Here is an 18,210-nt window from a genome sequence, read left to right on the forward strand (position 1 = left end):
CCCGTGATCGTCAGATACCGGGGGATTTTTTGTGTCCTTGAGACCGCCTTCGGTATTTCAGAGCTTTGCGGTGGAACGCCCAGGCTTCTTGGTCTGCAACAAATGTGAAAACACCGCATGCAAATCATCTGACGCGCTCTCTTCGTCGAGGTTGAGTTTGCTGTCGATGTGATCCATGTGATGCATCATCAGGTCCACTGCCAGTTCACCGTTGCGCGCCTCGATGGCGTCGATCAACTGGGTGTGTTCGTCGTAGGAACAGTGGGAACGGTTGCCGCTTTCATACTGGGCGATGATCAGCGAAGTCTGGGACACCAGGCTGCGCTGGAAGCTGATCAACGGGGCGTTTTTCGCCGCTTCAGCCAGTTTCAGGTGGAATTCGCCCGACAGGCGGATGCCCGCACCGCGATCGCCGCGGGAGAAGCTGTCGCGCTCGTCGTTGACCATCTGACGCAACTCGGCAATCTGTTCGGCGGTAGCGTGTTGCACCGCCAGTTCGGTGATGGCGCGCTCTACCAGACGCCGTGCCATGAACACCTGGCGGGCCTCTTCGACACTCGGGCTGGCCACCACCGCGCCGCGATTCGGACGCAGCAGTACCACGCCTTCATGAGCCAGGCGCGACAGTGCACGACGAATGATGGTGCGGCTGACCCCGAAAATTTCCCCCAGCGCTTCTTCACTCAGCTTGGTGCCGGGCGCCAGGCGCTGTTCGAGGATCGCCTCGAAGATATGCGCATAGACAATATCGTCCTGGGTACCGCTGCGGCCGGCTTTGCCTGCTCGCGGTTGTTTCTTGAGGGGCTGCAACTGTTCGTTCATGGGCACTCGAGTCGGGAGAACTGCGGCGAATTGACCGTGACTGTAATACGGCACAGTGGGTCGCTGGCAAGTATCGCGTAAAAAACACTGCAATTGTACACAATGAATGGTGGCAACACGACTGTATGGCTGTTTGTCGCTTCCGCTGTATCGCAACGATTGGTTACGTTTGAGTTTAGGCTTAATCGCAGAATCCGCCTTTGCACAGGATCCCTGTGGGAGCAAGCCCGCTCCCACAATGGAATTGTGGTGTGGCGGACATCTTTATCAGAACAAGGAACATCACCGTCATGAGCGACGCCACGCACACGCAACTGCGCCCATGGGCCGATACATCGCCTTCCGCCATCGTCGCCGGCTTCATCGCCATGATGACCGGCTACACCAGCTCCCTGGTGCTGATGTTCCAGGCCGGGCAAGCGGCGGGCCTGAGCAGCGGGCAGATTTCGTCGTGGATCTGGGCGATCTCCATCGGCATGGCGGTGTGCTCCATCGGCCTGTCGCTGCGCTATCGCACGCCGATCACCATTGCCTGGTCGACCCCTGGCGCCGCCCTGCTGATCACCAGCCTTGGCGGCGTGAGCTACGGCGAGGCCATTGGTGCCTACATTACCTGCGCCGTGCTGGTGACGATCTGCGGGCTGACCGGCAGCTTCGAACGCCTGATGAAAAAAATCCCGGCATCGTTGGCGGCTGCATTGCTGGCGGGAATCCTGTTCAAAATCGGCAGTGAAATTTTCGTCGCCGCCCAGCATCGCACCGCGCTGGTGCTGGGCATGTTCTTCACCTACCTGGTGGTTAAGCGCCTGTCCCCCCGCTATGCGGTATTGGGCGCGCTGCTGATCGGTACGGCGTTGTCGGGACTGATGGGGCTGCTGGACTTCAGTGGATTCCACCTGGAAGCGGCGACACCGGTCTGGACCACCCCGCACTTCTCCCTGGCCGCGACCATCAGCATTGGCATTCCACTGTTCGTCGTGGCAATGACCTCGCAGAACATGCCCGGCATCGCCGTATTGCGCGCTGACGGTTACACGGTGCCGGCTTCACCGCTGATCACCACCACCGGCATCGCCTCGCTGCTGCTGGCGCCGTTCGGCTCCCACGGGATCAACCTCGCCGCCATCAGCGCTGCCATTTGCACCGGGCCGCACGCCCATGAAGACCGCAACAAGCGCTACACGGCGGCCGTCTGGTGCGGGATTTTCTACGGGATCGCCGGGGTGTTCGGTGCGACGCTGGCGGCCCTGTTTGCCGCACTGCCCAAGGAACTGGTGCTGTCGATAGCCGCGCTGGCGCTGTTCGGCTCGATCATCAACGGCTTGAGCATTGCGATGAGTGAAGTGAAGGAACGTGAAGCGGCGCTGATCACCTTCATGGTCACGGCATCGGGGCTGACGCTGTTTTCCATTGGTTCGGCGTTTTGGGGGATTGTCGCGGGGGTGGTGACGCTGCTGATTCTGAACTGGCGCAAAGCCTTGTAGGAGCGAGCTTGCTCGCGATGGTCGTCAACGATAACGCTGGACACATGACGCCCCGCAGCGCTTTGAGGTTCATCGCGACGCTTACAAAAAAACGGCGACCCATGGGTCGCCACTTTTCAGAACATCAAGCTACCGGATTGATCGGCTTTTCCGGGTACCACACGTCGATCAGCGGGCTGACAGTTGCTTCGGTCAGTTCGCTGCGGCCCTTGAGCCAGGCTTCAACAGCGGCGCGCTGAGCTTCAGTCACCGAACCACGCTTCTGCAGGCAAACCAGACCGAAGTCGTCGCCGCCCACATAGCCCAGACCGTTGGCTTCCATGGCTTCTTTCAGGAACGCGTCGAGGAAAGCATCAATGGCTTCATCAGCCAAATCTTCTTTGAAATCCAGGTTCAGCTCGAAACCCAGCTCTTGAAATTCATCGACGCACAGTTTTTTGCGCAGACGCTGGGAACGGTTAGTCGCCATTGGAACAATCCTCTTAAGTAATAACGGGCGGCACTTTAGCAGTTTAAGCCGCCGATTGCCCGCCTCTGAACGGCGCCAGACCTGCCATTGGTAAAAAATAGCGGATTAGAGGGCCAAGGCACGGCACAAGCCACAACACCTTGGGGCATAATGCCGACACTTTCATGACCACTGAGGGAATTTGTTTTCATGCCCTCGTCTTTTCCCCCTCGGCTGTAGGGTTTTATTTCACATGATCAAATCGTTGCGTCCATTGCTCCTGGCCGGTCTTCTCCTTCCCCTGGCCCTCCCCGTCTACGCTGATCCGATCAACACCGCGTTATCGCCCAACGTTGAGAAAGCCCTCAAGGCCAGCAAATTGCAGGACAACGCCCTGTCGCTGGTGATGATTCCACTCACCGGCCCCGGCACCCCGACTGTTTTCAACGCCGATGTGTCGGTCAACCCGGCCTCGACCATGAAACTGGTGACCACCTACGCGGCCCTGGAAATGCTCGGCCCGAACCATCAGTGGAAAACCGAGTTCTACACCGATGGCACCCTCAGTGGCGGCATCCTCAACGGCAACCTCTACCTCAAGGGTGGCGGCGATCCGAAGCTGAACATGGAGAAACTCTGGCTGCTGATGCGCGACCTGCGGGCCAATGGCGTGACCCAGGTCACCGGCGATCTGGTGCTGGACAAGAGCTTCTTCGTGCAACCGCAACTGCCGGAGTTCAATGACGACGGCAACGACGAAAACAAACCATTCCTGGTCAAGCCCGATGCGTTGCTGGTCAACCTCAAGGCCCTGCGATTCGTTGCGCGTAACGACTCGGGCAAGGTATTGGTTTCGGTGGAGCCGCCGATTGCCACCATCCGCATCGACAATCAGGTCAAGGCCATCAATTCCAAACAATGCACCGGCGGCGTGCGCTACAACCCGGTGCCCCAGGCCGATGGCAGCGTGACCGTGACCGTGGGTGGCCAGTTGGGAGAAGGCTGCAGTTCGCAGACCTACCTGTCGCTGCTCGACCACGCGACCTACACCGCCGGCGCCGTGCGCGCGATCTGGAAGGAACTGGGCGGCAGCATCCAGGGCAAAGATGTCCTGGCGCCAACGCCCAAAGACGCCAAGGTGCTGGCACGGGCGTTCTCGCCGGACCTGGCGGAAATCATCCGCGACATCAACAAATACAGTAACAACACCATGGCTCAACAGCTGTTCCTGAGCCTGGGCCAGAAATTCCGTACCGACGCCGATGCCGACGACGCCAAGGCCGCCCAGCGTGTGGTGCGTCAGTGGCTGGCGAAGAAAGGCATCACCGCACCGCACCTGGTGATGGAAAACGGTTCCGGCCTGTCCCGCTCCGAACGCGTCAGCGCCCGGGAAATGGCCTCGATGCTGCAAGCCGCGTGGCACAGCCCTTACGCCGCCGAATACATCAGCTCGATGCCGATTGCCGGCACTGACGGCACCATGCGCAAACGCCTGAAAACCACGGCAATGCGCGGTGAAGCCCACGTCAAGACCGGTACCCTGAATACCGTGCGCGCGATCGCCGGCTTCAGCCGCGACGTCAACGGCAATACCTGGGCCGTGGTGGCGATCCTCAACGACAAGGCACCGTTTGGCGCCTCGTCGGTGCTTGATCAGGTGCTGCTGGACCTGTATCGCCAGCCAAAACTGGCGCAGACCGCCTCGGCGCTGTAATACGCCGCGAAACCCAGTGCAGGAGCGAGCCTGGTCGCGATGGTGTGTCAGTTGACGACTCTGTAGCTGATGCACCATCGCGAGCGGGCTCGCTCCTACAGGGATTGCGTCAGGTCAGTCCGCCTCGCCCTGCACCCGATCCCTCCCCTCCTGTTTCGCCACATAAACCCCCGAGTCCGCCCGCAGCAACAGCGCATCGGCGCCCTCGCCGGCCCGCCAACTGGCAATCCCGAAACTCGCGGTAACCACCCCCACTTCGTCGATCGGTGCACTGCGCAAGCTTTGCCACAATTCCAGCGCCAGCAGATAAGCCTGTTCGCCGCCAATGTCCGGGCAAAGCACCATGAACTCTTCGCCACCCAGACGACAGAACACGTCCGTGCGGCGCAACCGCAGGCCGATGCGCTCGCACACCGCCTTCAACACCCGATCGCCGACGGCATGGCCATACTGGTCATTGATGCGCTTGAAGTGGTCGATATCGAGCATGATCACCGAGAATTCGCCACCACCGCGCTCGACCCGGGCCATTTCGCTGGTCAGGCGTTCCTGGAAATAGCGACGGTTGTGAATGCCGGTCAGGGAATCGGTGACAGACAGCGCGCGCAGCTCTTCTTCCACCCGCTTCAAATCGGAGATGTCCGAGATATAACCATGCCAGAGCACACCGCCGCCGGGCAGCTCCTCGGGGGTCGCCTCGCCGCGCACCCAACGCAGGCCGCGCTGGGGAAGCTGTACGCGGTACTCCTCGCGCCAGGGACTGAGGGTGTCGGCAGAGGCCCGGATCGAAGCACGGACCCGGGTAGTGTCCTGGGGATGAATCCGCGTGAAGATCGCCTCGGCGTTGAGCAACAGCACGTCCGGATCGAGTTCGTAGATCTCGCGGATGCCGTCGCTGGCGTAGATCACGCTGAAGCGACCGTCGAATTCCATCTTGAACTGGTAGATCCCGCCGGGCACATGGGCGCTGAGCTTCTTCAGCAAGACGTCCCGTGCCGCCAGCGCTTCATGCACGCGTTTGCGCTCGGTGATGTCGATGCAAACCGCCAGGTGTCCGACCCACAACCCCTGCTCGTCCAGCACCGGGGTCGCCAGCATGTTGACCATCAGGTGGCTGCCATCGCCCCGTACGAGCGTCCATTCCTGCGCTTCGTGGCCGCCCTCCACATTGCCTTCCACGCTGCCCTCGACCAGCATCGCGTGGCAGGTTGGCACCGGTTTGCCATAACGTGCGCTCAACTCCGCCGAACGTGCTTCCAGCTCCCGGGGCAGGTGCAGGTTTTCCAGGGTCATGTGCCCCACCACTTCGGCGGCGCGGTAGCCGAGCATCTGTTCGGCGCCGGCATTGAAGGTGCTGATGACCCCACGCAAGTCCGTGGCGATGATCGCTACCTGGGTCGCGGCATTCAGCACGCCGCGCAGTTGGCCGTGGGTGCCGCGTAATTCCTGCTCTCGGGCGCGCAGTTCACCGGTGCGCTGCTCAACCAGCTTCAACGCGCGCTGACGCTGACTGACCAGCACATACAGCAAGGCACTGAGCAGCACACTGAGCAAACCGCCGAGCACCACCAGTGTGGTCACTGACGAATGATTGGCCAACAGGAAGGCCTCGCTGGGCTGGATATCGACCTGATAATCATGGTCAGCCAGGCGTAACAGGCGAGTCGTCGACAATTCACTGAGTGCCGGTGCATTGGGCGATTCGAACAGCACTTCATGCTGATCGTCTGTGGATAAATCGAGAATGCGCACCGACAGGTAGTCACGCTCAGCCTCGGGCAATCCGTCGGCCAGCAACTGGCGCATGCTGATCACCGCCATGACATAACCGAAGGGTTTGTTGTTTACCGCATCGGGGTCATCGCGCAACGTGACTGGCGCGACCAGCAGCACGCCCCGCGCATAGGCGGGTTCGATACTGACCAGATGCATGGGTTGCGACACCGCCATGCCGCGATGCTGATCGGCCCTCTCCAGGGTCGCGCGCCGCAAGGGCTGGGCCAGCAAGTCATAGCCAAACGGCGCACCGAGCTTGCTTTGCGTCTGGCTGTACAGCACCACCACGTACTCATCACGCTCGCCGGCCAGTTGCAGTTGACCATCAGCGTTGAGCTCGCGCACGGTGAAATTCGTCAGGCCCTCATCCCGCACTCGACGCTCGAACGCCTCCCGCTGGTCGCCCCTTATCCGCTGGGCGAACGAATAGGCCTGTGTACGGCGTAACAGAGGCTGTGTATAGCCGTTGAATTCTGCACGGGAGACCGCGTCGGAATTGGTAAAGAAGCGGCGCAGGCCATCGAGGCGCTGCTCCTGATCCTGGAAACGTTCTTCGATACGGCTGTAACGCTCGCTGGCCAGCAGCTGGAAACGTTGCCGCAGTTGATGGTGAAACACATTCAGCGTCGACCAGGCCAGCAATCCCGTGAGGATCCCGCCGACGAGCAATACCAGAAGCGCGACCAGCCAGGCCGAAACGTCTTCGCTGATAAAACCCAGGATTTTTGGGCGCACGGCGTGCAACGACATAAACGCGACTCAAAACGCCAGGTGCAGGAAAGCCCTTTGGCCCTGAGTGGAGTTATAGCTATTAGCCACTAATTTGACCAGTGCCCCGCAGGAGCGAGCCGGCTTGCGATGGACTCCGATGTACCGCGTGCATTCAATAATGCACGCGTTATCGTTGACGACCATCGTCGGAGCGCCGCCCGGAGCAAGCTCGCTCCTACGAGTGGATCCGCGTATCAGCGGGCCATGATTTTCCAGGCACGGTGAATCTTGCCGTTACGGGCAAAATCCGGATCGATGGTCTGGGCGGTGATTTCCTCGACCGCATAACGCTCGCTGAGGTTGGGTTCCAGCTCGAACTTGCGGAAGTTGTTGGAGAAGTACAGCACCCCGCCTGGCGCCAGACGTGCCATGGCCAGGTCAATCAACTGCACCTGGTCACGTTGCACGTCGAAGATCCCTTCCATGCGCTTGGAGTTGGAGAAGGTCGGCGGGTCGATGAAGATCAGGTCGTACTCTTCACGGGCATTTTCCAGCCAGGCCATCACATCGCCCTGCTCCAGGCGGTTCTTGTCGGAAAAACCGTTCAGCGACAGGTTGCGACGCGCCCAGTCCAGGTAGGTTTTCGACAGGTCGACGCTGGTGGTGCTGCGCGCGCCGCCCTTGGCCGCATGAACGCTGGCCGTCGCGGTGTAGCAGAACAGGTTGAGGAAGCGCTTGCCGGCCGCCTCTTTCTGAATGCGCATGCGCATCGGCCGGTGATCGAGGAACAGCCCGGTGTCGAGGTAATCGGTGAGGTTCACCAGCAGCTTCACGCCGCCTTCATTGACCTCGACGAACTTGCCCTGCGCAGCCTGACGCTCGTACTGTTTGGTGCCGCTCTGACGCTCGCGGCGCTTGACCACTACACGGCTCTTGTCGATGTTCAAGGCCTGCGGAATCGCCGCCAGGGCATCGAACATGCGCGCCGAAGCCTTTTCCGGGTCGATGGATTTCGGCGCAGCGTATTCCTGAACGTGGACCCAATCGTGATACAGGTCGATGGCCATGGAGTATTCCGGCATGTCGGCATCGTAGACGCGGTAGCAATCGATGCCCTCACGCTTGACCCACTTGCCCAGCGCCTTGAGATTTTTTTGCAGGCGGTTGGCGAACATCTGCCCGCCTTCGCTCAGGCGCGGCTGCTCGATCACCGGAGCCGGTGCCGGCGCCGGTTTGATCGGATTGCCGTTTTTGTTGTACTTGCGCTCTTGCGGCTCGGTCGGCGCCTGATCGTAGATCGCTTGCTCACGCTCGGCCTGACGCTGTTCCGGGGTACGACGCTCGCCGGTGACGAACTGGTCCGGCAGCACCTTGATCAGCAGCAATTTGCACGGCAAGGCGCCGTTCCAGAACGAATACTGCTTGTGGCTGCGGATGCCCATGCGCTTGCCCAGGTCCGGCGCGCCGGTGAACACCGCCGCTTCCCAGTTCAGGCAGGCCTGGCGCAGGCGTTCGCCGAGGTTCTGGTAGAGGTAGAGCAGGCTCGCCTCGTCGCCCAGACGCTCGCCGTACGGCGGGTTGCAGATCACCAGGCCTTTCTGGTTCTGGTCCGGGCGCGGTTCGAAGGTCGCGACTTCGCCCTGGTAGATCTTGATCCACTCGCTCAGGCCGGCACGCTCGACGTTGTTGCGGCCCGGCTGAATCAGGCGCGGGTCGGCTTCGTAACCGCGAATCCACAGCGGTGGTTTGGCCAGCCCGGCCGCTGCACGCTCGACGGCTTCTTCATGCAGTTTTTTCCACAGCGCCGGCACGTGACCGAGCCACGCAGTGAAACCCCACTGCTCGCGGCGCAGGTTCGGCGCCATATCGGCGGCGATCATTGCCGCTTCGACGAGGAATGTACCAACACCGCACATCGGGTCCGCCAGCGCCCCGCCTTCGGCTGCAATGCGTGGCCAGCCGGAACGGATCAGGATGGCGGCCGCGAGGTTTTCCTTCAGCGGCGCCGCGCCCTGCTGCAGGCGGTAACCGCGCTGGTGCAGGCTGTGGCCCGACAGGTCGAGGGAGAGGATCGCTTCGCCACGGTCCAGGCGCAGGTGGATGCGCAGGTCCGGGTTGAGCTTGTCGATGGACGGGCGGTCACCTTGCGGGGTGCGCAGTTTGTCGACGATGGCATCCTTGACCTTCAAGGCGCCGAAGTGGGTGTTGTCGATGCCCGAGCCGTGACCGCTGAACTCGACGGCCAGGGTGCCGTCGTTGAGCATGTGGTCTTGCCACTCGATATCGAGCACGCCGTGATAGAGGTCTTCGGCGTCCTTCATCGGGAAGCGCTTGAGCACCAGCAGCACGCGGTTCGCCAGACGCGACCACAGGCACAGGCGATAAGCGGTTTCCATGGTGGCCATGCCGCGCACGGCAGAGGTGTGCTCCCGTGCTTCCTCAAGGCCAAGCCCGACGGCTTCCTCGATGAGCAGGCCTTCAAGGCCTTTGGGGCAAGTGAGGAAGAGTTCGAAACGATCGGACATGGGAGTTCCAGAGCCTTTAGCTGAGTGAGCCGGCAACGCATTGCCGGCCCGGTTTTCAATCAGGCGCTTTTCTCGAAGAGCGCCCGCGTGGCACGAAGGTGTGCCGTTCCACCCCTGCTGCTCGGGTTAAAAGAGCTTAGATGCAAGGACAGATAAAAAAGTTGATGCAACAAAATGTCATAACTCGACCCTTCGTCGAATAATCCCGCGCTGCAACGCGAGGCATTCTCACCAAAGGATTAACCCCGGCATCCGGCGGGGGGCCGATCATACAGGGCTTTGATCAATAAATACGCGACAAACATCGTGTTACTTATGGCCATAGCATCTTTATGGTTACGTCCTTATGACAAAACGATCATTCCCTCGATGTGACGCATTGGTTAGAACTCAACTCAGGTTGACGCCGCAATGACGCCAACACCTTGGCTCGCCACGCCGGCAGCGAGCCCCCCAACGGCAGAGTTTTTCTGCCTGACCTCGATTGAGGTCGACGCGATGAAAACAGTCAACAAGTGAGGGCTACACCCTATGAGAAGACTTAAGCGTGATCCGTTGGAAAGAGCGTTTTTGCGCGGATATCAATATGGCGTTGGTGGCAAATCCCGTGAGCTTTGCCCATTTACTCTACCGTCGGTACGCCAAGCCTGGATTAACGGCTGGCGAGAAGGACGCGGCGACAACTGGGACGGTATGACCGGCACTGCGGGAATCCACAGACTCAACGAACTTCACGCCGTCGGCTAACACAGGGCACACACTCCGACACGACAATCTGATTACGTAACGAATTAACCACGCACGTCCCATCCGGACGGCGGGCTCCGGCCCAGGGGCTCCTTCGAGGAGCCCTTTTTTATGCCTGTTCGTTCTCTAGGAGCGAGCTTGCTCCTACAAAGGATCAGCGCAGGGCTGCGATGGCGTCTACCGACTCACGAATCAGCGCCGGGCCTTTATAGATGAAGCCCGAGTAGATCTGCACCAGGCTCGCCCCGGCGGTGATTTTCTCCGCTGCGTGCCTGCCTTCGGTGATACCGCCCGCGGCGATGATCGGCAAGCGACCCGCCAGCTCTGCCGCCAGCACTTTCACGGTGTGGGTGCTCTTGTCACGAACCGGTGCGCCGGACAAACCACCCGCCTCGTCACCGTGCTCCATGCCTTCGACGCCTACGCGGCTCAAGGTGGTGTTGGTGGCGATGACCGCGTCCATTCCGGTTTCGATCAACGCCTGCGCGACCTGCGCGGTTTCCTCGTCGCTCATGTCCGGCGCGATCTTGATCGCCAGGGGCACATGCTTGCCGTGGCGCAGCGCCAGTTCCGCCCGGCGCGTGGCCAGGTCGGCCAGCAGTTGCTTGAGCGAGTCACCGAACTGCAGGCTGCGCAGCCCCGGCGTGTTCGGCGAGCTGACGTTGACCGTCACATAGCTGGCATGGGCGTAAACCTTGTCCAGGCAAATGAGGTAATCGTCGACCGCACGCTCGACCGGGGTATCGAAGTTCTTGCCGATATTGATGCCCAGCACACCTTTGTACTTGGCCGCAGCGACGCGGGCCAGCAGGTGATCAACGCCGAGGTTGTTGAAACCCATGCGATTGATGATCGCCTCGGCCTCCGGCAGGCGAAACAGCCGTGGCTTAGGGTTACCTGGCTGAGGACGCGGGGTGACGGTGCCGATTTCGACAAAGCCGAAACCCAGCTGGGCAAAGCCGTCAATGGCCGCGCCGTTCTTGTCCAGACCGGCCGCCAGGCCCACCGGGTTCGGGAAGTCCAGGCCCATGACCGTCACCGGCACCTTCGCCGGCGCCTTGCACAACAAGCCGTTGAGCCCCAGACGCCCGCCTGCGCCGATCAGGTCCAGGGACAGATCGTGGGAGGTTTCCGGGGAAAGTTTGAACAACAGCTGACGGGCCAGGGTGTACATGGGCGGCTTTGACTCTGGGCTATGAAAAGTGGCGGCGATTATAGCCGGGCAAGAGGCCCACAGGCGAGGCGCGCGACTCAATCAATCGACGATGGCATATGCCTTGCACCGCTCCAGTCATCAGCACTCGTGCCAACGGCGGGATGAGTGCCAGGACAATGGCGTCGTCATCCGGCCTTGCGCGTGCGAGGACGCGGGACGACGCTTTTTTTTGCAAGGTGAAGACGCGATGAACGAACCATCAGCCGGCCCGCTGGCCTGGGTCAATGGCAGCGATGCCCCGGAAAAGTCCGAAATCAACCTCGGCTTCATGGCCCTGAGCGACTGCGCCTCAGTCGTGGTCGCCGCCACCCAGGGCTTCGCCCAGCCCTACGGCCTGACCTTGAACCTCAAGCGCCAGCCATCCTGGGCCAACCTGCGGGACAAACTGGTCAGCGGTGAACTCGACGCCGCCCATAGCCTCTACGGCCTGATCTACGCGGTACACCTGGGCATCGGCGGTGTGGCGCCCACAGACATGGCCGTACTGATGGGACTGAACCAGAACGGCCAGAGCATCAACCTCTCCCACGGTTTGCAGGCGCTGGGCGTGACCAGTCCTGAAGCACTGGACCGGCATGTGCACCAAAGTCGCCCAAAACTCACCTTTGCCCAGACCTTCCCCACCGGCACCCATGCCATGTGGCTGTATTACTGGCTCGCCAGCCAGGGCATTCACCCGTTGCAGGACGTCGACAGCGTAGTGGTGCCGCCGCCGCAAATGGTCGCGCACCTGCAAGCGGGACGCATCGACGGTTTCTGCGTCGGCGAGCCCTGGGCGGCCAGCGCGGTGCAACAGAACCTCGGTTTTACGATGGCAACCAGCCAGACCCTCTGGCCCGATCACCCGGAAAAAGTGCTCGGCTGCACCCGCGCCTTCGTCGAGCAATACCCGAACACCGCCCGCGCGTTGGTAATGGCGATTCTGCAGGCCAGCCGTTTCATCGAGCAAAGCAGCGAAAATCGTCGCAGCACCGCGCAATTGCTCAGTGCCGCGCAATACCTTGATGCGCCGATCGAATGCATTGAACCGCGTTTGCTGGGCGACTACGACGACGGTCTCGGCAATCGCTGGCAGGATCCGCACGCCTTGCGCTTCCACGGCGAGGGTGAAGTCAATCTGCCGTACCTGTCCGATGGCATGTGGTTCATGACCCAGTTCCGGCGCTGGGGCCTGCTGCGCGACGATCCGGATTACCTCGCGGTGGCCCGCCAGGTTCAACAACTGGGCTTGTATCGTGAGGCCGCCAGCGCTGTCGGCGTCGCCGCACCGGACAAGGAAATGCGCAGCAGCCAGTTGATCGACGGCAAGGTCTGGGACGGCTCGGACCCTGCCGGTTATGCCCGCAGTTTCAAACTGCACGCCATGAGCGACAGCTCGTACCGACTGGCCAACCGCTGACAGGAGATTGCAAACATGCTGCGTATTCTGCTGATCAACGACACCGCCAAAAAAGTCGGACGCCTGAAGGCGGCCCTGACCGAGGCCGGGTTCGAGGTGATCGACGAGTCGGGACTGACCATCGACCTGCCCGAGCGCGTCGAAACGGTGCGTCCGGATGTGATTCTGATCGATACCGAGTCACCGGGCCGCGATGTGATGGAGCAAGTGGTACTGGTCAGTCGCGACCAACCACGACCGATCGTGATGTTCACCGATGAACACGATCCGGACGTGATGCGCCAGGCGATCAAGTCCGGGGTCAGTGCCTACATCGTCGAAGGTATTCACGCCCAACGCTTGCAGCCGATTCTCGACGTGGCCATGGCGCGCTTCGAAAGCGACCAGGCCCTGCGTGCGCAACTGCACGCCCGCGACCAGCAGCTGGCCGAGCGCAAGCGCATCGAGCTGGCCAAAGGGCTGCTGATGAAAATGAAGGACTGCAATGAAGAAGAGGCCTACACCTTGATGCGCCGCCAGGCCATGAGCCGCCAGCAGAAGCTGATTCAGGTGGCGGAGCAAATCATCGCGATGAGTGAATTGCTGGGCTGACACCCCCCTGTGGCGAGGGAGCTTGCTCCCGCTGGGCTGCGAAGCGGCCCCAAAATCCGGCAGCCTTGCCTGCTTTGTGAGTGCTGCGCACCCAAGCGGGAGCAAGCTCCCTCGCCACAATAATTTCCTCAGCCAACCAATACCGACGGTTGGCACAAATCTCGCTACGTAATCCACACCGGTAACCAACGGCGGTTGCCCCACCTACGACAAAGACGTCGCTCACCTCATTTGCCCCATGGCGAATCAGGTGGCGGCGTTTTTTTGTTTTGGCCCCATTGCCCGGGGCTGGTGGTGCAGCCCTCAAGGCGCCCCACCTGCATGACTCCCGTTCGAGACTCCTATCAGCTGAGGTGCGCGATGAATTCAAGCTTCTGGAAATCCGGCCATACCCCAACCCTTTTTGCCGCCTTCCTCTATTTCGATCTGAGCTTCATGGTCTGGTACCTGCTTGGCCCCCTGGCCGTGCAAATCGCCGCCGACCTGCACCTGACCACACAACAACGCGGGCTGGTGGTGGCCACGCCTATTCTCGCCGGCGCGGTATTGCGTTTCATCATGGGCATGCTGGCTGATCGCCTGTCACCGAAAACCGCTGGCCTGATTGGCCAGGTGATCGTTATCTGCGCACTGTTCGGGGCCTGGAAGCTCGGCATCCACAGCTACGAGCAAGCTCTGGTCCTGGGCTTGTTCCTCGGCATGGCCGGCGCATCTTTCGCGGTGGCCCTGCCTTTGGCATCGCAATGGTATCCGCCGCAGCATCAAGGCAAAGCCATGGGCATCGCCGGTGCCGGCAACTCGGGCACCGTGTTCGCGGCGTTGATCGCGCCGGTTCTGGCGGCGGCGTATGGCTGGAGCAACGTGTTCGGTTTTGCCCTCATTCCACTGATCCTGTCGTTGATTGTTTTCGCCTGGCTGGCCAAAAACGCGCCTGAACGGCCGAAAGCCAAGTCGATGGCCGACTACTTCAAGGCCTTGGGCGACCGCGACAGTTGGTGGTTCATGTTTTTCTACAGCGTGACCTTCGGTGGCTTCATCGGCCTGGCCAGCGCCCTGCCCGGCTATTTCAACGATCAATACGGCCTGAGCCCGGTGACTGCCGGCTACTACACCGCCGCCTGCGTGTTCGGTGGCAGCCTGATGCGCCCGTTGGGCGGTGCCCTGGCCGACCGTTTCGGCGGCATTCGCACCCTGTTGGCGATGTACACCGTGGCCGCGATCTGCATTGCCGCGGTCGGCTTCAACCTGCCGAGCTCCTACGCCGCGCTGGCACTTTTCGTCTGCACCATGCTCGGTCTCGGTGCGGGCAACGGCGCCGTGTTCCAGTTGGTGCCACAGCGCTTTCGTCGTGAAATCGGCGTGATGACCGGTCTGATCGGCATGGCTGGCGGCATCGGCGGCTTTGCCCTGGCGGCCGGCATGGGTGCGATCAAGCAAAGCACCGGCAGCTACCAAATGGCCCTGTGGCTGTTCGCCAGCCTTGGCGTCCTCGCCTGGTTCGGCCTGCACGGGGTGAAACGTCGCTGGAGAACCACCTGGGGTTCGGCCGCTGTGACCGCTGCGCGGGTCTGAGCCGGCGATGAGCCTGCAACTGAGCTTCGCCGAAGCGAGCGCCATCGGCCCGCGCGAAGAAAACCAGGATGCGTTGCGGCTGGTCACACCAGCCCCGGCGCTGGCGGCGAGCAAGGGTTACCTGTTCGCCATCGCCGACGGCGTCAGCCAGTGCGCCGACGGTGGACTGGCCGCTCGCTCCACCTTGCAGGCGCTGGCACTGGATTACTACGCCACCCCGGAAACCTGGGGCGTCGCCCAGGCACTGGATCGTCTGCTGCTGGCGCAAAACCGCTGGCTGCAGGCCAATGGCGGTGGACAACCGCTGCTGACCACGGTCAGCGCATTGGTCATGCGCGGCCGGCGTTTCACCCTGGCCCATGTGGGCGATTGCCGGGTGTATCGCTGGCATGCCGATCAGTTGCAGCGCATCAGCGAGGATCACGTCTGGGACCAGCCGGGGATGCAGCATGTGCTCAAACGGGCGATGGGGCTCGATCAGCACCTGGTGCTGGACTTTCTCGACGGCGAATTGCGTCTTGATGAAAGCTTTGTACTGCTTAGCGACGGGGTCTGGGCGGTCCTGGGTGACACGGCCATTGCCGCGATTCTGCGTGACCAACCGGATCTGCACAGCGCCGCACAAACCCTGGTCAATGCCGCGCACCTGGCCGGCAGCCAGGACAATGCCAGCGCCTTGCTGGTGCGGGTCGACGCCCTCGGTGAAACCAGCATCGGCGACGCGTTGATTCAACTGCAGCAATGGCCACTGCCGCCCGCACTGAAACCGGGTCAGGACTTCGAGGGCTGGCAGGTCGAAGGGATCGTCGGCCAGAGCCAGCAATCCCTGCTCTATCGCGTGCGTGACAGTCAGCGGCAAACCTGGTTGCTGAAAACCCTGCCCGCTCACTTGCGCGACGATCACCCGGCCGGGCAAGCGTTGTTGTCGGAAGAATGGTTTCTGAAGCGTGTCGCTGGGCGGCACTTCCCTGAAGTGCATGCCGCCAGTCAGCGTCAGCATGTGTACTACGTGATGCGCGAATATTCGGGATCGACCCTGGCACAACTGCATGAACAAGCCGGCCCCTTGCCGCTGGCGCAATGGCAAGACCTGGCCGAACGCCTGTTGCGAGCGGTGGGCATGCTGCATCGGCGGCAGATTCTGCACCGCGATATCAAACCGGAGAACCTGCTGCTCGGGGACGACGGCGAGTTGCGGCTGCTCGATTTCGGCCTCGCCTATTGCCCTGGCTTGTCCCTCGACGAACCCTCTGCCCTGCCCGGTACCCCCAGCTACATTGCGCCGGAAGCGTTTCGCGGAGACCCGCCGAGTGCGCAACAGGATTTGTACTCGGTCGGCGTGACCCTGTATGTCCTGCTCACCGGACATTTTCCCTATGGCGAAATTGAAGCTTTCCAGCGCCCACGGTTCGGCGTTCCGGTGAGTCCCAGCCGCTATCGTCCCGACCTCCCGGAATGGCTGATACAAACCCTGGAACGCGCGGTCGCGGCGGATCCGGTTCAACGCTTTGAAACCGCAGAAGAGTGGTTGTTGCTGATGGAACAGGGCGAGCGACGCAGCTTGAGCGTACGCCCCCGGCCATTGCTGGAGCGCGAACCGTTGAAGGTGTGGCGGACCCTGGCGCTGATTTCGCTGGTGGTGAATCTGGTGCTACTGGTGTTGGCGCTCCATTAATGGGCGCCGCGCGTTGAATCGGTGCATCAAAACGTCATTGGCCCATGGCGAACGCCTGCACACACGCCGAACCATGGGTCAGAACGACTTGGCACAACCACTGCATTAGCCTTCTCATCACACATAACGTGCAGGCTTCAACGACGAAGACTGTGCTTCCCGAGAGAACGGGACCGGACAAAGGCGTCCCCGTCAGGCAACTGGCGGGACGCCTTTTTTTGTTTGCGCGAAATTGTCGAGCAAGACCTGGAAAGCCTGAAGAGGCGGGTCTGTGTTCCCCGGAGGACCTGATGAAAAAACTCAAACTGGTGATGATCGGCAACGGCATGGCCGGCGTTCGTACCCTCGAAGAACTGCTGAAACTGAGCAACGAGCTGTACGACATCACGGTCTTCGGCGCCGAACCCCATACCAATTACAACCGTATCCTCCTGTCGCCGGTGCTGGCTGGCGAGCAGACCTTCGAAGAGATCGTGCTCAACGACCTGGACTGGTACCTGGAAAACGACATCAAGTTGCTGCTCAACCGCAAAGTCGTGGAAATCGACCGGGTCAGGCGCCGGGTCATTGCCGAAGACGGCACCGTGGCCGAATACGATCGCCTGTTGATCGCCACAGGCTCCAGCCCGTTCATCCTGCCGATTCCCGGCAACACGCTGCAGGGCGTGATCGGCTACCGTGACATCGCCGACACCCAGGTCATGATCGACACCGCCAAAACCCATAAACACGCGGTGGTCATCGGTGGTGGACTGCTGGGGCTGGAGGCGGCCAACGGGCTGATGCTGCGGGGCATGCACGTCACCGTCGTGCACCTCGGCCAATGGCTGCTGGATCGGCAACTGGACAAGACCAGCGGGCAGCTGCTGCAAAATGCCCTGGAGGCCCGCGGCCTGCACTTTCGCCTCTGCGAGCAAACCCAGGCGCTGCACGATGCCGGTAATGGCCGGGTTGGCTCGGTGGAGTTCAGGAACGGCGACATTATTCCCGCCGATCTGGTGGTAATGGCCGCCGGCATCCGCCCCAACATCGAACTCGCGGAACAATCCGGCCTCCCTTGCAACCGCGGGATTCTGGTCAACGATACCCTGCAAACCTACGACCCACGGGTCTACGCCATCGGCGAATGCGCCAGCCATCGCGGCATCGCCTATGGCCTGGTGGCGCCGTTGTTCGACCAGGCCAAGGTTTGCGCCAATCATCTCGCACAACTGGGCTTCGCCAGCTACAAAGGCTCGGTGACCTCGACCAAATTGAAAGTCACCGGCATCGACCTGTTTTCCGCCGGCGACTACATGGGCGGTGAAGGCACTGAAACCATCACCCTCACCGACCCCATCGGCGGCGTTTACAAAAAACTGGTGATCAAGGATGACGTACTGGTCGGGGCCTGCCTCTACGGCGATACGGCCGACGGTGGCTGGTACTTTCGGCAAATCCTTGAGCACCAGGTCATCGGCGAAATCCGCGATCAGTTGATGTTCGGCCATTCCTTTACCCTGGAACAGGCCTTGGCTGACGTCGGACCAA

The 18,210-nt window shown here is 61.4% G+C and carries 12 protein-coding genes and 1 pseudogene; 8 read left to right on the forward strand and 5 right to left on the reverse strand.

The genetic code is table 11. The features are described 5' to 3' along the window. Window positions 1-57: 57 nt before the first annotated feature. A complete protein-coding gene (locus ACGJAX_RS27450; RefSeq protein ID WP_090323944.1) occupies window positions 58-822 on the reverse strand; it encodes a GntR family transcriptional regulator in 765 nt (254 codons plus the stop codon). A 290-nt stretch (window positions 823-1,112) separates the two neighbouring features. Between ACGJAX_RS27450 and ACGJAX_RS27455 the strand changes: the two genes are divergently transcribed. Next, window positions 1,113-2,306, forward strand: a complete 1,194-nt coding sequence (locus tag ACGJAX_RS27455; protein WP_090323945.1) for a benzoate/H(+) symporter BenE family transporter — start codon at window positions 1,113-1,115, stop codon at window positions 2,304-2,306. Window positions 2,307-2,430: 124 nt separating this feature from the next. Here ACGJAX_RS27455 and ACGJAX_RS27460 read toward each other — a convergent pair whose 3' ends face one another. After that, window positions 2,431-2,775: a YggL family protein gene (locus tag ACGJAX_RS27460; RefSeq protein WP_007941073.1), complete on the reverse strand. Its 345-nt coding sequence runs from the start codon at window positions 2,773-2,775 to the stop codon at window positions 2,431-2,433. A gap of 232 nt (window positions 2,776-3,007) precedes the next feature. Here ACGJAX_RS27460 and dacB point away from each other — a divergent pair, with 232 nt between their 5' ends. Beyond that, complete coding sequence (gene dacB, locus ACGJAX_RS27465) at window positions 3,008-4,468, forward strand: D-alanyl-D-alanine carboxypeptidase/D-alanyl-D-alanine-endopeptidase (RefSeq protein WP_090323947.1); 1,461 nt, start codon at window positions 3,008-3,010, stop codon at window positions 4,466-4,468. Between the two features lie 114 nt (window positions 4,469-4,582). Here dacB and ACGJAX_RS27470 read toward each other — a convergent pair whose 3' ends face one another. Together ACGJAX_RS27470 and rlmKL are read right to left on the reverse strand one after the other, a co-directional pair. Then, window positions 4,583-6,994 (reverse strand): diguanylate cyclase, encoded by a 2,412-nt coding sequence (locus tag ACGJAX_RS27470; protein ID WP_390956850.1) that lies wholly within the window; start codon window positions 6,992-6,994, stop codon window positions 4,583-4,585. 215 nt (window positions 6,995-7,209) lie between these two features. Then, window positions 7,210-9,480, reverse strand: coding sequence for a bifunctional 23S rRNA (guanine(2069)-N(7))-methyltransferase RlmK/23S rRNA (guanine(2445)-N(2))-methyltransferase RlmL (gene rlmKL, locus ACGJAX_RS27475; protein WP_248914689.1), 2,271 nt, complete (start codon window positions 9,478-9,480; stop codon window positions 7,210-7,212). Between the two features lie 531 nt (window positions 9,481-10,011). Here rlmKL and rmf point away from each other — a divergent pair. After that, the gene (rmf, locus tag ACGJAX_RS27480) at window positions 10,012-10,227 is read left to right on the forward strand and encodes a ribosome modulation factor (RefSeq protein WP_003223300.1); all 216 of its coding nucleotides are present in this window, start codon (window positions 10,012-10,014) and stop codon (window positions 10,225-10,227) included. Between the two features lie 154 nt (window positions 10,228-10,381). On the opposite strand, the gene ACGJAX_RS27485 is transcribed toward rmf, so the two are convergent. Further along, window positions 10,382-11,401 (reverse strand): quinone-dependent dihydroorotate dehydrogenase, encoded by a 1,020-nt coding sequence (locus ACGJAX_RS27485; RefSeq protein ID WP_090323951.1) that lies wholly within the window; start codon window positions 11,399-11,401, stop codon window positions 10,382-10,384. A 229-nt stretch (window positions 11,402-11,630) separates the two neighbouring features. Between ACGJAX_RS27485 and ACGJAX_RS27490 the strand changes: the two genes are divergently transcribed. The 5 genes and pseudogenes from ACGJAX_RS27490 to ACGJAX_RS27510 form a co-directional block, all read left to right on the forward strand. Next, window positions 11,631-12,842: an ABC transporter substrate-binding protein gene (locus ACGJAX_RS27490; RefSeq protein ID WP_390956851.1), complete on the forward strand. Its 1,212-nt coding sequence runs from the start codon at window positions 11,631-11,633 to the stop codon at window positions 12,840-12,842. A gap of 15 nt (window positions 12,843-12,857) precedes the next feature. Further along, window positions 12,858-13,433, forward strand: coding sequence for an ANTAR domain-containing response regulator (locus ACGJAX_RS27495; RefSeq protein WP_090323954.1), 576 nt, complete (start codon window positions 12,858-12,860; stop codon window positions 13,431-13,433). Window positions 13,434-13,793: 360 nt separating this feature from the next. Further along, the gene (locus ACGJAX_RS27500) at window positions 13,794-15,005 is read left to right on the forward strand and encodes a NarK/NasA family nitrate transporter (protein WP_103402625.1); all 1,212 of its coding nucleotides are present in this window, start codon (window positions 13,794-13,796) and stop codon (window positions 15,003-15,005) included. A gap of 7 nt (window positions 15,006-15,012) precedes the next feature. Further along, complete coding sequence (locus ACGJAX_RS27505; RefSeq protein WP_390956852.1) at window positions 15,013-16,680, forward strand: bifunctional protein-serine/threonine kinase/phosphatase; 1,668 nt, start codon at window positions 15,013-15,015, stop codon at window positions 16,678-16,680. A gap of 290 nt (window positions 16,681-16,970) precedes the next feature. Beyond that, a pseudogene (locus ACGJAX_RS27510) lies at window positions 16,971-18,206 on the forward strand (NAD(P)/FAD-dependent oxidoreductase); the annotation flags it as partial. Window positions 18,207-18,210: the final 4 nt, after the last annotated feature.

Source organism: Pseudomonas moorei (genome assembly GCF_042846945.1).
GTDB lineage: Bacteria > Pseudomonadota > Gammaproteobacteria > Pseudomonadales > Pseudomonadaceae > Aquipseudomonas > Aquipseudomonas moorei.

What these genes read in the sequence shown, in the direction of transcription:
- rmf (WP_003223300.1), top strand. Translation starts at nt 10,012, where the DNA reads ATGAGAAGACTTAAGCGTGATCCGTTGGAAAGAGCGTTTTTGCGCGGA.
- rlmKL (WP_248914689.1), bottom strand. Translation starts at nt 9,480, where the DNA reads ATGTCCGATCGTTTCGAACTCTTCCTCACTTGCCCCAAAGGCCTTGAA.
- ACGJAX_RS27500 (WP_103402625.1), top strand. Translation starts at nt 13,794, where the DNA reads ATGAATTCAAGCTTCTGGAAATCCGGCCATACCCCAACCCTTTTTGCC.
- ACGJAX_RS27505 (WP_390956852.1), top strand. Translation starts at nt 15,013, where the DNA reads ATGAGCCTGCAACTGAGCTTCGCCGAAGCGAGCGCCATCGGCCCGCGC.
- ACGJAX_RS27485 (WP_090323951.1), bottom strand. Translation starts at nt 11,401, where the DNA reads ATGTACACCCTGGCCCGTCAGCTGTTGTTCAAACTTTCCCCGGAAACC.
- ACGJAX_RS27460 (WP_007941073.1), bottom strand. Translation starts at nt 2,775, where the DNA reads ATGGCGACTAACCGTTCCCAGCGTCTGCGCAAAAAACTGTGCGTCGAT.
- ACGJAX_RS27490 (WP_390956851.1), top strand. Translation starts at nt 11,631, where the DNA reads ATGAACGAACCATCAGCCGGCCCGCTGGCCTGGGTCAATGGCAGCGAT.
- ACGJAX_RS27450 (WP_090323944.1), bottom strand. Translation starts at nt 822, where the DNA reads ATGAACGAACAGTTGCAGCCCCTCAAGAAACAACCGCGAGCAGGCAAA.
- ACGJAX_RS27455 (WP_090323945.1), top strand. Translation starts at nt 1,113, where the DNA reads ATGAGCGACGCCACGCACACGCAACTGCGCCCATGGGCCGATACATCG.
- dacB (WP_090323947.1), top strand. Translation starts at nt 3,008, where the DNA reads ATGATCAAATCGTTGCGTCCATTGCTCCTGGCCGGTCTTCTCCTTCCC.
- ACGJAX_RS27470 (WP_390956850.1), bottom strand. Translation starts at nt 6,994, where the DNA reads ATGTCGTTGCACGCCGTGCGCCCAAAAATCCTGGGTTTTATCAGCGAA.
- ACGJAX_RS27495 (WP_090323954.1), top strand. Translation starts at nt 12,858, where the DNA reads ATGCTGCGTATTCTGCTGATCAACGACACCGCCAAAAAAGTCGGACGC.